The sequence below is a fragment of the Amycolatopsis sp. CA-230715 genome, assembly GCF_018736145.1.
Classification (GTDB): domain Bacteria; phylum Actinomycetota; class Actinomycetes; order Mycobacteriales; family Pseudonocardiaceae; genus Amycolatopsis.
Genome location: NZ_CP059997.1, coordinates 4,186,967 through 4,200,516, shown reverse-complemented (window position 1 = coordinate 4,200,516; position 13,550 = coordinate 4,186,967). Strand labels below are relative to the sequence as shown.

The window sequence follows — 13,550 nt, the reverse complement described above, 5'->3', positions numbered from 1 at the left end:
CATCGTGTGGCCGGGTCTGACATTCGGTAATCGGAGCTGGCCGTCCTCGGCTACTCGCGAGTCGGGTGCGAACGGGCACACCGTGGCGCTCTGGGGCGCTCTGGCACGTCTCCGCGGCCCGGGACCGATACTGTGTGCCGGTGAGCGACGCCCAGGGCAACACCGACCAGAACCCGTTCCGCGACGGGGATTCCGATGTGGCGAAGCTGGTGCCGAGGGGGCTGCGGATCGGCGCCGCGCTGTCGTGGCGCTTCCTCGTCGTGATCGCCGCGCTGTACGTCGTGCTGTGGCTCGTCGGCTACCTGTCGGTGGTCGTGATCCCGGTGTCGATCGCGCTGCTGCTCGCCGCGCTGCTCGCCCCCGCCGTTGCGCAGCTCGTCAAGGCGAAGGTGCCGAAGGGGCTCGCCGCGGCGATCGTGCTGATCGCCGGGCTCGCGGTGCTCGGCGGGCTGCTCACGTTCGTCGTCGTGCAGTTCACCGACGGCCTCCCCGAACTGCAGCGCCAGCTGAACCAGAGCCTCCTGCAGATCAAGGACTGGCTGATCAACGGGCCGATCCAGCTCGGCCAGGACCAGTTCCAGGGCTTCGTCGACAAGGCGATCGCGTTCCTGCAGGACAACCAGGCCGCGCTCACCGACAGCGCGCTCACCACCGCCAGCACGGTCGGCGAGGTGCTCACCGGGTTCGTGCTGACGCTGTTCGTGCTGATCTTCTTCCTCAGCGGCGGCGACGGGATCTGGACGTTCCTGATGCGCGGCATCCCCGCGCACGTGCGGCCGAGGGTCGACGTCGCGGGCAGGCGCGGGTTCGCCTCGCTCGTCAGCTACGTCCGGGCCACCGCGATCGTGGCGGTGGTGGACGCCGTCGGCATCGGCATCGGGCTCGCCATCGTCGGTGTGCCGCTGGTGATCCCGCTCGCCACGCTGGTGTTCCTCGGCGCGTTCATCCCGATCATCGGCGCGGTGATCACCGGCGGCGTCGCGGTGCTCGTCGCGCTCGTCACGAACAACTTCATCACCGCGCTCATCGTCCTCGCGATCGTGATCGGCGTGATGCAGCTGGAAAGCCATGTGCTGCAACCGCTGCTGCTCGGGCGCGCGGTCAAGCTGCACCCGCTCGCCGTCGTTCTCGCGATCACCGCGGGACTGGTCGCCGCCGGGATCGCGGGCGCGCTGCTCGCGGTGCCGCTGCTGGCCGTGCTCAACGCGGGCATCCGGTCGCTGCTGCACGAGGTCGATCCCGTTCCGTCCGAAGTGGACGTTCTGCACGACCAGGCCGCCCAGCCGAACGCCGACGAGGACGACAAGGGCAAGGACGGCAAGGAGAACGGCTCGCCGTGAGGCGGCCCGACCCGGCGACGCCGCTGTGGCTCGCGACGGTCGCGCTGCGGGCGGTCACGGCGCTGTTCGCCGCGGCGGTCGTCATCGCGCACCACGACGGCTTCGCGCGCCCGTGGCTCGCGTGGACGGTGCTCGGCGCGATGCTGGTGTGGACGGCCGCGACGACGGTCGTCTACGTGGCCGAACCGCTGCGGTGGCCGTGGTTCGTGGTGACCGACGTGGTGCTGACCTGCGGGCTCGTGCTCACCTCGCCGGTGATCCTCTCCGACGCGCAGTACGCCGCGTCCCATCCGCTGATCACCACGGTGTGGGCGGCGGTGCCCCCGCTGGCGGCGGGTGCCCGGTTCGGGGCGACCGGCGGGGTGCTCGCCGGGCTGGCGCTCGCCTGCGCGACCGGAGTCGCCAGGCTCACCTTCAACCTCGACGTGGTGCGCGACGGCGTGCTGCTGATGGCGAGCGGGTTCCTGATCGGCATGGCGGCGACCGTGGCCAGGAGTTCGTCGGCCGCGCTGGAGCGCGCGCTGCGCACCGAAGCCGCGACGGCCGAACGCGAGCGGCTGGCCAGGTCGATCCACGACAGCGTGCTGCAGGTGCTGGCCAGGGTCCGCCGCCGCGGCGCCGAGCTGGGCGGGGAGGCGGCCGAGCTGGCCACGCTCGCCGGCGAGCAGGAGATCGCGCTGCGCTCGCTCGTCAGCACCGAACCGGTCGGCAGCAGCTCCGGCGGGCTCGCCGATCTCCGCGGGGCGCTGCAGATCCTGCAGACGTCGAAGGTCCAGGTCGCCGCGCCCGCGGGCACCGTCGAGCTGCCCGCGGAGGTCACCGCGGAACTGGTCGCGGTGACCAGGGAAGCGCTGGCGAACGTGGACAAGCACGCCGGGCCGGACACGAAGGCGTGGGTCTTGCTGGAGGACCTCGGCCACGAGATCGTGGTGACCGTCCGGGACGACGGACGGGGGATTCCGGACGGCAGGCTGGAACGAGCGGAGGCGCAAGGACATCTAGGAGTGGCGAAATCCATCAAGGGCCGGGTGCGCGACCTCGGTGGCACCGCGGTGCTCGACACCGCGCCCGGCCGGGGCACCGAATGGGAGGTTCGGGTGCCGCGAGGGAGGGGAGGCAGATGACCGAGCAACGCGCGATCTCCGTGATGGTGGTCGACGATCATCCGATGTGGCGGGACGGGGTGGCCCGCGACCTGGCCGAACACGGTTTCGACGTGCGCGCGAGCGCGCCGGACGCCGATTCCGCGGTGCGGATCGCGAAAACGGTGGCGCCCGAGGTCGTGCTGATGGACCTCAACCTGGGCGAAACCTCAGGGGTCGAGGCGACCAGGCAGATCACGGCGGCGCTGCCGTCGACGAGGGTGCTCGTGCTGTCGGCCAGCGGGGAGCATTCGGACGTGCTCGAAGCCGTGAAAGCGGGTGCTTCGGGCTACCTGGTGAAATCCGCGTCGGCGCCGGAACTGGTCGACGCGGTCCGGCGCACGGCGGCGGGCGATCCGGTGTTCACCGCCGGGCTCGCCGGGCTGGTGCTGGGCGAGTACCGGCGGATGGCGGACGCGCCCGCGGCCGACGGGGACCCGCCGCCGCGGCTCACCGAGCGCGAAACCGATGTGCTGCGGCACGTCGCGAAGGGGATGACCGCGCGGCAGATCGCGGAGAAGCTGGTCATCTCGCACCGCACGGTGGAAAACCACGTGCAGTCGACGCTGCGGAAGCTCCAGCTGCACAACCGGGTGGAACTGGCGCGCTACGCGATCGAGCACGGGCTCGACCGGGAGTAGCGCTTCAGGGCAACGCGACCACCGAGCGGTTCGATCGCGGGGGCAGCTCGGACGCGATCGAACGCCAGCGCGATTCCCCTGGTCGCCAGGCGGCCGCCGACGACGTTTTGCCCGCGAAAGTACCCGTGAGCACCAGGTCGCCGTCGGCGGTCCAGTCGAGCGCGTCGGCGGTGAAATCGGTGGAGACCGGCATCGACGGCGCGTGCGTCCACCGGTCGCCGCCGTCGAGGTCGAGCACCCACAGGTCGAGCGAGCGCGTAGTGCCGCCGTGCCATTCCAGGTCCTCGAACGGCACCGCGAGCAGGCGGCCGTCCCGGCTCGGCACGACCACGCCCGGCCTGCCGTTCGGCACCGGCCTCGGCACCGTGCGGGACCGGCCGGTGCCGAGTTCGTGCGCGGTGAAGTCGACGAGGCCGAGCGCGAGCAGGGAGCCGCCCGCCACCGCGGCGATTCGCGGGAACTGCTGCACGGTGCGCCCGGTTCCGGGGTCGATGAGCACGTCGAGTGCCTCCGGCCGCCCGGAGTTGACCGTGATCAGCAGCCCGTCGCGGTCCTCGCCGCGCACCGCGGTCTGGCAGCTCGCGGGCTGCGCCTCGCCCGGTGCCGTGCCGTCGAGCGGGACCCGTTGCAGCAGGCACGGCGTGCCGCCGTCGCGGATCATCCAGACCGCGGTGCCGTCGGCGGCCGGTGCGACGCTGTACGCCCTGCCGAGCGGTTTCGACCAGGCGTAGACGTCGGCGGGCTCGGTGCACGACGGCCCGCACCGGCGCGCCGAAAGCAGCACGGGCGTGGTGCCGACGCGCACCACGGAGGTCACGCGGTCTCCGGCGGGGATACCCGGGATCGGGCGGGCCCTGCCGTTTTCGACCACCATCGGCGGCGAAGTCGGCAGCACCAGGCGGATTCCGCCGGAACCCGGCTCGACGAGCAGCGGCCCCGGCACCGGTTCTTCGGCGCGCGGAGGCGGCGGGGCCGCGCACGAGGACAGCAGCAGGCAGGCCAGCAGCAGGACGGGGAACCGGGACACGGGCATCACCCCCGGATCCAGTAGACCACCGGCGGTCAGGGTTTTCCCCTGATCCGCCCGTGCTTTTCCGCGCCTACCATCGAGGTCATGGGTGAGGACCAGGCAGAGACGGCGGTTTCCACGAAACCGCTCAACCCGCGCGATCTCCGGGTGTCGGACGCGGAACGCGAACACGTCGTCGCGGTGCTGGAGAAGGCGATCGGACGCGGGCTCATCGACCTCGACGAGTTCACCGAGCGCACCGACACCGCGCTGGCCGCGCGCACCAGGGGCGAGCTGAACGTCGTGCTCGCCGATCTGCCAGGGCTCGTCCACCGCGACGCCGTCGTGCCTGGCACGCCGCCCGCCGCCGCGAACTTCGCCGGTGAGCGGCTGGAGCTGAAGGCGCACGGGTCGAACCTGGTCCGCAAGGGGCGCTGGTCGGTGCCGGGGAACCTCAGCGTGCTCAACAAGTACGGCAACACCACGCTCGACTTCACCCAGGCCGCGGTCGCGTCGCCGGTGGTGAACATCGAGCTGTCCACCAAATGGGGTTCGGTGGAGCTGATCATCCCCGAGCAGGCCGCGGTCGACGTCAACTCGGTCACCGAGGTCAAGTGGGGCGCGCTGAACGACCGGACGAACACGAACGGCCACGCGGGCACGCCCCGCTACGTGGTTTCCGGCAGAGTGCACGGCGGCTCGCTGACGATCCGGCATCCGAAACGCGGGCTCTTCGGCTGACCATGACCGCACCTGATCCACGGAACCTCCGGGTCTCCGACGCCGAACGAGAGCACGTCGCCGCCCTGTTGCAGAAGGCCGTCGGGCTCGGGCTGCTGACCCTCGACGAACTGGCCGACCGCACCGACGTCGCACTCGCGGCGCGCACCAGAGGCGAGCTGAACGTCGTGCTCGCCGACCTCCCCGGCCTCGTCCACCAGCCGGCAGGGGCGCCCGCGGCCGATCGGCTGGAACTGAAGGCCACCCTGTCCCAGACCACGCGGCGCGGGGATTGGCTGGTACCGAAGGAAATCGCGATCCGCAGCAAGATGGGGTCCACCGAGCTGGACTTCACCGAAGCGCGCTTCTCGTCCCGCTCGGTCCGCATCGACCTCGACGTCAGCGGCGGCTCGGTGGAACTGCTCGTGCCGTCGACCGCTTCGGTGTCCACGGCGGACGTCCACGCGGTCGCGGGCAGCGTCGAAGACCACTCCCACGGCGCCGGGCAGCCCGACGGCGTGCGGTTCGTGGTCGCCGGGACCCTGCGGATGGGGTCACTCGAGATCCGCAAGCCGCGGTACTACCGGGCGGGCAGGTTGCAGGTGCGGTGGCCGCCGCAGGTCAGGTGGGATCCGCGCTGAGCGCCGCCTTCCGCGCCGCCGCACCGCTTCCGGCGGCGAGCGCGGCCGTCGCGGCGGCACGGCACTGATCGACGGTCACCTCGGCGAGGCTCGCGCCCACCGCGCGCACCGCGGCCGCGTTCATCGACAGGCTGGTCAACCCGAGCCCGGTGAGCACGCGGGCGAGCAGCGGATCGGCCGCCGCCTCACCGCACACGCCCGCTGGCTTGCCGGTCGCCTTCGCCGCGTCGCCGATCAGCCCCAGCAGGCGCAGCAGCGCGGGCTGCCACGGGTCGTTGAGCGCGGCGACGGCACCGAGCTGGCGATCGGCGGCGAACGTGTACTGGGCGAGGTCGTTGGTGCCGACCGAAACGAAGTCCACCTCGGCGAGGATCTCGGCCGCGGACAGCGCGGCGGCGGGGATTTCGATCATCACCCCGGCGCGGGCGATCCCGGCCGCGCGGACGCGTTCGGCGAACCAGGCGGCTTCGGCCGCGGTCGCGACCATCGGCGCCATCACCGACACCTCGGCACCCGAATCCGCTGCCGCGCCCGCGATGGCCTCGAGCTGGCGTTCTAGGACCTCCGGCCGGTCGAACGCGATGCGGAGGCCGCGGACGCCGAGCGCCGGGTTCGGCTCGTCCTCCGGGGAGAGGAAGGCGAGCGGCTTGTCGGCGCCCGCGTCGAGCGTCCTGACGATCACCGGCTTGCCGCGGAACGGTTCGAGCACCGCCGCGTAGGCCGCGCGCTGCTCGGCGACGGACGGCTCCGCGGGCGCGTCGAGGTAGCAGAATTCGGTGCGGAAGAGCCCGACGCCCTCGGCGCCCGCGTCGACGGCGGCGCGCGCGTCGGTGGCCGATCCGACGTTGCCGAGCACCTTCACGCGGTGCCCGTCGGCGGTGCGCCCGGTGCCGTCCCAGTCGACGGGCCCGCTCGTCCCGGCCGCGAGGACCGGCTCGGACGCGTCCGCCCGCGTGATTTCGCCGGTGTCCCCGTCCACGGTCAGCGCGTCGGCGTCGAGCGCGATTAGCCCGCGAACCGCGACCACGGCCGGGATCCGCAGTGCGCGGGCGAGGATCGCGGTGTGGCTGGTCGGGCCGCCTTCTTCGGTGACCAGTGCGAGCACCTTGGCGGGGTCGAGGCCCGCGGTGTCGGCGGGCGCGAGGTCCCTGGCGACGAGCACGCTCGGCGTGGTCAGCTCGGGGACACCGGGCGGGGCGATGCCGAGAAGCTCGGCGACGAGCCGGTCCCGCACGTCCTCGACGTCGCGAACCCGCTCGGCGAGATATCCGCCCGCGGCGGCGAGTGCCTTGGCGAACCCGGCGGCCGCCTCGTGGACGGCGCGGGCCGCGGGAATCTTTTCCGCGGTGACGAGTTGCTGTGCCTGTTCGGTGAGCGCGGGATCGCTCGCCATGGCGGCGGTGGTGATCAGGATCGTGGCGGCTTCGCCCTCGGCGGTTTCCGCGAGCGCTTCGAGGCGGGCCGCGACGGCCTTGGCCGCGGGCGCGATCCTGGCCGCTTCGGCGGCGGGATCGGCGGGCGCCGGGGTGCGCTCGGGCTCGCCGAGCGGCTCGGCCACCCTGACCACCGGGCCGCGGGCGCGGCCGGGGCTGACCGCGACACCGGTCAGGCTTCCCGTCATCGATTCAGACATGGTCTAGACCATACCGGTGCTGGGACGGGGGCGACACCCAGTCCGTCATGACAGCTCCTCCAAGATCGGGTAGGACGGTTGCGCGCCGCGACGGGTCACCGAGACGGCCGCGACCTCGACCGCCCGCGTCGCCGCGTCCACGAGGGTCGCACCACCCGCGAGCGAGGCGGCCATCGCACCCGCGAACGCGTCACCGCGCCGGTGGTGTCGACCGCTTCCACCTTCGGCGAAGGCACCTCGCGCACGCCTTCCGCGGTCACCACCAGCGCGCCACGGGCCCCGACCGTCACCACGGCCGCCTTCGGGCCCAGTTCGAGCAGTGCGCCAGGATTTCCGAGGGTCTCGCCGCCGAGCAGCCACGCGGCTTCGTGCTCGTTGACCAGCAGTACGTCGAGCGCGGCCAGCGTCGCGTCCGGAACGTCGGCCACCGGCGAAAGATTCAGCAGGGTCGTCACCCCCAACTCGGCCGCCGCTTCGATCGCGCGTTCCACCACCGGCAACGGGATCTCCATCGACAGGACCACGACCCGCACGCCGCCGTACACGCCGTCCACATCGGCGGGGACGAGCGCGCTGTTGGCACCGGGGGACACCAGGATCGAGTTTTCGCCGTCGGGGGTCACCGTGATGTAGGCGATCCCGGTGGGCCTGCCGGTTTCGCGGACGAGATCGGTGCGCACACCGGCCTCGCGAAGCGAGTCCAGCAGGACCCTGCCGTACGCGTCCTCGCCGACCGCGCCGAGCAGTGCGACCTCGGCGCCGAGGCGCCCCGCCGCGACCGCGGTGTTCGCCCCCTTCCCACCAGGGGAAACCGCGGTGTCACCGCCGAGCACGGTCTCACCCGCGCCCGGTCGCCGCTCGGCCGGAACGACCAGGTCGACGTTGGCGGAGCCAACCACCAGCACCGCGGCGGAGCTGATTACCAGTACCTCGTGCGCCATGCCCGAAGCCTGCCACGTATGGTGCTTCGGCTCGCATCACCGGCTATGCATATGTGAAGAACTTTGTAACTCCCCAGGTTCTGAATGCGACACTAAGGCGAGTGCTTGCCGCGGTTCACTCGATCGGGGTATATCCATCCCCCAGGCGTCACTTCGATGAACCGTGGCCCTCTCCAAACTCGTCGCTTCGTCCGCGAAGCGGCGTTGCCCGCTCGGTGGCCTGAGAAACCGCCAAGGGGGCATCGGGTCGCCGGCACCGATCACGTAGCCCCCCGAGTGATCGGTGCCGGCGGCGCCCCGTTCTCCAGGAACCCCGGCCACCGCGTGTCGACGGCGTGCGCGAAGTTCTTCGCGCCGGTCTCGGACATCTTCACCGGCAGCCGGTACCAGCCCGGTTCACCGCCGGGGAGCACCGCCTCCGGATGCCGCCTCGGGTAGTCCGCGTACGACGGCAGGTACTCGACCACGCGATCCACCCGGCGCAGGCGCGCGATCTCGTCCCACCAGAGCGCGACCGTGGCCACCGTGGACTTTCCGGACCGGCATTCGAATCCGCGCGACGTCAGCTCGATGCGCGCGTGTTTCGAGTTCGTCGAGTTCACCTTCAGCCCCACCGCGAAGAACGCCATGGCGACGCCGAACGACGCGACCGGATACGCGATGTCATGGAGGACGCCGTCGGCGAACCGGCGCAGCAGGAAGAACCCGAACGCGAGCACGACACCGAGCGTGCCGATCTTGGCGATCAACGCGGTCCCGACCGCCTGGAGGGGGACGACCACCGACGGCACTTCGGCACGACGGCGCGGGTGCACCGAGGAGATCCGCTCATCGGGCGCGCTCTCCGTGCCGCCGAACCGCGCGGGCAGCACGCGCCGCAGTTCGGCCGCCTCGCCGGGCGTCAGCTCGATGCCGACGGGAAACCCTTCGGGCCGCGCACCGGAAAGCACCAGTTCGTAGGCTTCCGGGCCGTCTTCGGTTTCGTCGTAGCCGGTGAACGTCCGCTTCAGCTCGGCGCCGTTCAGCTCGTGCCAGCCGACGGACCACGTCACGGCCCCCGACACCGCGCGCGTCAGCCCGCGCGCGTCGGCGAACAGCTCGTCGAGCCTCGGTTCGCGGAAAAACCGCCGGTAGAGCATTACGAGCGCCGACGCCAGCGAGATCGTGCCGAACACCGACGCGCCGATGATGTTGAGCCACGAGCCAGCCCAGTGCCCGTTGACGACGTTGGTGATCCAGTAGCCGCCCAGCAGCAGCAGGATCAGCGCGCCGGCCACCACGCCGAGACCGCGTTTCTGGAGCCGATGGATCCGGACCGTCATGTGCTTCTCCCCAGTGATCCCGCGGAGTTTCGCATACCGGACACGAACCGGGGGCCGTTTCGCGCGGTTCCGGCGGTAAGGGGCGCGTGAACTCCTAGACTGCGAAGACAGGCCGACGAGGTGAGGTTGGGGGAGGATGGACAAGCCAAGCCGCCGGAGCAGGGAGCGCGCGGCGACGGACCACGACATCCGGCAGACCGCGCGGGCGCTGCTGGTCGAGCAGGGGCCCGAAGCGGTCACGCTCCGGGCGATCGCCCGCGAGCTCGGCATCACCGCGCCCGCGCTCTACCGCTACTACGGCTCGCGCGACGATCTGGTCGAGCACCTCCGGCTCGACGTGTGCGCCGATCTGGCCGCGAAACTGGCCGAGGACATCGTGGGCATGCCCGACGACGGCGCGCTCCAGCTGTTCGCGATCTGCCGGGGCTTCCGCCGCTGGGCGCTGACGCACACCAAGGAGTTCACGCTGGTGTTCGCGTCGCCGACGGGCGAGGTCGGCTCGGCCGCGGGCAGCGTCACGACGCTGAGCAGGGTCGACGAGCCGTTCGGGCGGATCTTCCTGACCACCGCCGGCCAGGTGCTCGCCACCCAGACGCTGGTCACGCCCTCGGAGGAGCAGGTTCCCGCGGAGCTGCGGGACGATCTCGCGGCGTTCCAGGGCGAGCTGCTGGCCGTGCTCACCGAATCGGGGCTCGCGTTCCCCGCCGAGAAGCTCGACCTCGGCACCACGTACCTGATGATCCAGTTCTGGGCCCGGCTCTACGGCCACGTGACGCTCGAGGTGTTCGGAAATTACCCCATCCCGGTGAGCAAACCCGATGTACTGTTCGACGCCATGCTCGCCGACCTCGCCAGGGAAATCGGACTCCAGATCACGTGACACCGGACGCTCTGCTCGCTTCGCTGCCGTCGCTGACGCTCGCCGAACGGGATCGGACGCTCTCCGCGCACGCCCGCGCGCTGTCCGCCACCGAACTCGACGCCCAGCTCGCCGCACTCTGGGAACGCGACGAGGTCGTCGCGCTCTTCCTCGCCACCGCGGGACACCGCGTGTGGCTCGTCGAACGGGCGCTCACCAGCGAGGTGCCCGCCGTGAGGCTCCGGGCGCACCTCAGTGATCTGCTGCCTTCGGTGCCGCTCGATTCCGTCGTCGCGGCCGTGCGGTCGGCGCCGAAGGCAGCACGAGCGGCGACCTACCGGCGCATCAGGGCCCGACGCTGGCAGGACCTGGCCGAGGCGCTGTTCGAACCGGTGCTGGACCGCTGGGGCCCGGCCGAAGCCGCGGCTCTGCTCGTCTCGGGCGGATCCGCGTTCGTCGGCGCGCACTTGGCCGAAGTCGCGCACGCGGTGACGAACTGGGCCGTGCTCGGCGAGCGGCATCCCGGCGTGATGCTGGCCGAAGCCGAGCGCGCGCTGTCCTCGCTGCCCGAGCATCAATATGAGGCGTGGTGGCGGCACCATTCGCCGGGTGTCGAAGCGGCCGCGGAGCGCGAACCGGCACGAGCGTTGGACGTCGTCGAGCGGTACGGCCCGAAGACCTCGCTTCCCAGCTGGCTCACGGCGAAGCCGTACGCGATGCGGGCGGACGCGGAACGCACGCTGCGGCTCGTCGTGACCGCGGCGCAGCGGGACCGCACGGTCCCCGCGCTGTCCAAGTCCGCGCTGCACGCCGCCGTGCGCGAGGGCGGACCGTGGTTCGTCGAATTCGGCCGTGTGGCGCGTGAACGGCCACACCTGTTCGTCCGGCTCCTCCGCGCCGTGCCACCCGCGCGACGGCCCGAGTTCTTCGACGCCGCGCACGCCGGTTCCGAAACGAGCCGGGCGTATTTCCCGTACGCCGTGCTCACCAAGCTGCCTCGCGGACGCCGGGCCGAAGAAGCGCGGCGGATGCTGGCGATCCACCGCGAGCGCGGGCAGGAAACGCCGTCGTACCTGTTGCCCCTCCTCCCGCTCACCGAGGCGTCGGAGGAGCTCCGCGAGCTGACCCGGCGCGGGAAGCCCGAAGACCGAGCCAACGGGTACCAGCTGCTGATCGCCTGCGCCGCGGCGGACCGCGACCCGGAAGCCCTCGCCGAGGTGCTCGGCTGGGTGGCCGAGCGGACCGCGCGCGAGCAGGAACCGGTACGCGTCGCCATTCTGTCCACTTTGGACCGAGTTCACCCGCGATCGATCACCCCCGGCGCGCTCGACGGGCTGGACCGGTTCGTCTCGGCCCTGCTCGACGCGCGCGACACCTCCTTGTCGTCGGTGCTGTCGCTCGTTTCCGTGCTGTTCGGCGTGCTCGGTCACGACGGCGATCCCGCGGTGACCGCGTATGCGACGAAAACGCTGCGCCGCGCCTGGGAGCACACCGCGTGCCCGCTGCCGTACGCCCACCGGATCCTGCGCCACGGTCAGGAGCACGACCTGGTGGACGCGCTGCTGCCGGTCGCGACGGCCGCGGCGCGCAGGCAGGACTTCGGCCCGCTCGGCCAACTCGTGGCCTCGCTCGGACGCAGGGCGGAGCACGTGCCCGCGCTCGTTCCGTTGCTGGAGAGCCAGTTCCGCGACGGCACCGAGTACGACATGCGCTCGGCCGCGGCCGAACTGCTGAAGCCGAAGCGGACGCGGCGGGAACGGCTGACACGCCTGCTCGAACTGGATCCGAGCGCGATCGCGCTGGAGCCGGTGCGGCGGATCATCCTGCACGCGCAGGTCGACCGGCTCGACCTGCTGCTGGTGGCCCCGTGGCCGAGCGGCAGGGCGCACGGGCCGGAGCAGAAGGCGCGCGAACTTCCGGTGACGGACCTGCAAGCGCATCGGTGGTCGCCCCGGCATCGGCGCATTCACGCGGACCTGCTGACGAACCTCATCGAGGATCCTGAGCAACAGCGCTGGGCCAGAGCGGCCGCGCTGCGCGCGCTCGGCGATCTCGGGCAGGGCGCCGAAACGCTGCGCCGCTACCTCGACGACACCGACGAACTGCTGGCGCAGGCGGCGATGGCGGGCTGGGTCCGGCAGGCGGATCCGGCGGCGATCCTGCCCGAACTGCTGGCGCGCGCGAAGGTTTCGGTGACCGGCGGCGAAGCGGGTCAGTCCGCGCTCAGCGCGTTGTACAGCGCGCGCCGGTGCGCCGCACGGGTCGCGCCGGACCGGCTCGGCGAAATCCTGCTGGGCACCTTGGCCGCGGCGAAAACGCCGACGGCGAAGAAGGAACTGCTGCGCATGGTCGCGCATTTCGCGATCCCGCGCGCGATGGACGTGGTCGCCGAGTACTTCCGCGCCCCGAAGCAGCACCGCGACGTCAAGGGCGCGTGCGTGACGGCCGCGGTCACCGGGCTGGATTCGCCGGTGGCGTGGGAGATCCTGCGCGAAGCGGTGCCGCAGGACCGCGAAGTCAGGGCGCCGATCCTGCGGGTCGGCCCGTTCGACATGGCTGAGCCCAGGCGCGCGGAGTTCGCCGGGCTGCTCGTGGGCCTCGCCTCGGACGGCCCGGAAAACCAGCGCGAGTACGCCGTCGGCGCGCTCCGGAACTGGCTCGCCTGGGCCCCGGAACGGGTTTCCGCGATCGCGGGTTTCGTGACGGATCTCGACGAGCGCCTGCTGTGGCGCGCCGCGCTCGGCGCGCTGGTGCCCCTTTGCGCGTGGACTCCCGGCCGTGAAGCGCTCGCGGGCATCGCACGGGATCTTGTCGGCACGACCGAACCCGCCGACGCGGAAGCGACCCGCGATCTGCCCGCGCGGCAACGCCTCCGCCGCCTCGTCGAAGAGCTTTCCCTTGCCGCGGGACGGCTTCAGGCCCGGGAAGCGGCACTCGAAGTCGCGGACGCCGTGACGGGCACGGACGCGATGAAGCTCCGGATTTCGGTGGCGCGCATGGCATCCACCGCCGAAGACCTGCTCGCCGATCTCGACCCCATGCGGGACGCGCGGCCGGTCCAGCTCGTCCACGCGGCCGCAGCGCTCGCCTCGCGCGCGGCGACCGCCGAACCGTGGGAGCCCTCGGCGGTGCTGGAAGCCGCGCGCACCACGGAAATCGGGTCCTTCGCGGTCGCGCTCGCCGGGGCGGGCTCCCGGCTCGGCTGGCCGGAACCGTGGCGGCTGCTCGTGCGCGCGCTGCGGCGGCACGCGGACCCCGACGTCCGCGACCGCGCGTTCGAGCTGAGCACCGCCCCGGAATGA

10 protein-coding genes and 1 pseudogene are annotated in these 13,550 nt (G+C 72.0%); 7 read left to right on the top strand and 4 right to left on the bottom strand.

Features of this window, described 5'->3' with window-relative positions; translation table 11 throughout:
* The first annotated feature begins 140 nt into the window (after nucleotides 1–140).
* The 3 genes from HUW46_RS19910 to HUW46_RS19900 are packed head-to-tail and all read left to right on the top strand — an operon-like array spanning nucleotide 141 to nucleotide 3,123.
* Nucleotides 141–1,340 (top strand): AI-2E family transporter, encoded by a 1,200-nt coding sequence (locus HUW46_RS19910; protein WP_215548705.1) that lies wholly within the window; start codon nucleotides 141–143, stop codon nucleotides 1,338–1,340.
* Nucleotides 1,337–2,464 carry a MacS family sensor histidine kinase gene (gene macS / locus HUW46_RS19905; RefSeq protein ID WP_215548704.1) on the top strand — a complete coding sequence of 376 codons (1,128 nt, stop codon included), beginning with the start codon at nucleotides 1,337–1,339 and terminating at the stop codon, nucleotides 2,462–2,464. Before HUW46_RS19910 ends, macS begins: the two co-directional genes overlap by 4 nt.
* Nucleotides 2,461–3,123: a response regulator gene (locus HUW46_RS19900; RefSeq protein WP_215548703.1), complete on the top strand. Its 663-nt coding sequence runs from the start codon at nucleotides 2,461–2,463 to the stop codon at nucleotides 3,121–3,123. Before macS ends, HUW46_RS19900 begins: the two co-directional genes overlap by 4 nt.
* Nucleotides 3,124–3,127: 4 nt before the next feature.
* Here the strand turns inward: HUW46_RS19900 and HUW46_RS19895 are convergent, their stop codons facing one another.
* A complete protein-coding gene (locus tag HUW46_RS19895) occupies nucleotides 3,128–4,150 on the bottom strand; it encodes a hypothetical protein (RefSeq protein WP_215548702.1) in 1,023 nt (340 codons plus the stop codon).
* 87 nt (nucleotides 4,151–4,237) lie between these two features.
* Between HUW46_RS19895 and HUW46_RS19890 the strand changes: the two genes are divergently transcribed.
* Both HUW46_RS19890 and HUW46_RS19885 read left to right on the top strand, forming a co-directional pair.
* Nucleotides 4,238–4,873: a DUF1707 SHOCT-like domain-containing protein gene (locus HUW46_RS19890; RefSeq protein ID WP_215548701.1), complete on the top strand. Its 636-nt coding sequence runs from the start codon at nucleotides 4,238–4,240 to the stop codon at nucleotides 4,871–4,873.
* A 2-nt stretch (nucleotides 4,874–4,875) separates the two neighbouring features.
* Nucleotides 4,876–5,493: a DUF1707 SHOCT-like domain-containing protein gene (locus tag HUW46_RS19885; RefSeq protein ID WP_215548700.1), complete on the top strand. Its 618-nt coding sequence runs from the start codon at nucleotides 4,876–4,878 to the stop codon at nucleotides 5,491–5,493.
* Here HUW46_RS19885 and ptsP read toward each other — a convergent pair.
* The 3 genes and pseudogenes from ptsP to HUW46_RS19870 all read right to left on the bottom strand — a co-directional run bounded on the left by ptsP (nucleotide 5,474) and on the right by HUW46_RS19870 (nucleotide 9,389).
* Nucleotides 5,474–7,126 carry a phosphoenolpyruvate--protein phosphotransferase gene (gene ptsP / locus HUW46_RS19880; protein ID WP_215548699.1) on the bottom strand — a complete coding sequence of 551 codons (1,653 nt, stop codon included), beginning with the start codon at nucleotides 7,124–7,126 and terminating at the stop codon, nucleotides 5,474–5,476. The two genes, HUW46_RS19885 and ptsP, sit on opposite strands and share 20 nt — an antisense overlap.
* A gap of 45 nt (nucleotides 7,127–7,171) precedes the next feature.
* Nucleotides 7,172–8,067 (bottom strand): annotated as a pseudogene (locus HUW46_RS19875) (ribokinase).
* A gap of 260 nt (nucleotides 8,068–8,327) precedes the next feature.
* Nucleotides 8,328–9,389, bottom strand: a complete 1,062-nt coding sequence (locus HUW46_RS19870) for a hypothetical protein (RefSeq protein WP_215548698.1) — start codon at nucleotides 9,387–9,389, stop codon at nucleotides 8,328–8,330.
* Nucleotides 9,390–9,525: 136 nt separating this feature from the next.
* Here HUW46_RS19870 and HUW46_RS19865 point away from each other — a divergent pair, with 136 nt between their 5' ends.
* A complete protein-coding gene (locus HUW46_RS19865; protein WP_215548697.1) occupies nucleotides 9,526–10,269 on the top strand; it encodes a TetR/AcrR family transcriptional regulator in 744 nt (247 codons plus the stop codon).
* Nucleotides 10,266–13,550, top strand: a complete 3,285-nt coding sequence (locus tag HUW46_RS19860) for a hypothetical protein (RefSeq protein WP_215548696.1) — start codon at nucleotides 10,266–10,268, stop codon at nucleotides 13,548–13,550. The genes HUW46_RS19865 and HUW46_RS19860 overlap by 4 nt, the downstream gene beginning before the upstream one ends.

What these genes read in the sequence shown, in the direction of transcription:
- HUW46_RS19900 (WP_215548703.1), top strand. Translation starts at nt 2,461, where the DNA reads ATGACCGAGCAACGCGCGATCTCCGTGATGGTGGTCGACGATCATCCG.
- HUW46_RS19890 (WP_215548701.1), top strand. Translation starts at nt 4,238, where the DNA reads ATGGGTGAGGACCAGGCAGAGACGGCGGTTTCCACGAAACCGCTCAAC.
- HUW46_RS19885 (WP_215548700.1), top strand. Translation starts at nt 4,876, where the DNA reads ATGACCGCACCTGATCCACGGAACCTCCGGGTCTCCGACGCCGAACGA.
- ptsP (WP_215548699.1), bottom strand. Translation starts at nt 7,126, where the DNA reads ATGTCTGAATCGATGACGGGAAGCCTGACCGGTGTCGCGGTCAGCCCC.
- HUW46_RS19870 (WP_215548698.1), bottom strand. Translation starts at nt 9,389, where the DNA reads ATGACGGTCCGGATCCATCGGCTCCAGAAACGCGGTCTCGGCGTGGTG.
- HUW46_RS19865 (WP_215548697.1), top strand. Translation starts at nt 9,526, where the DNA reads ATGGACAAGCCAAGCCGCCGGAGCAGGGAGCGCGCGGCGACGGACCAC.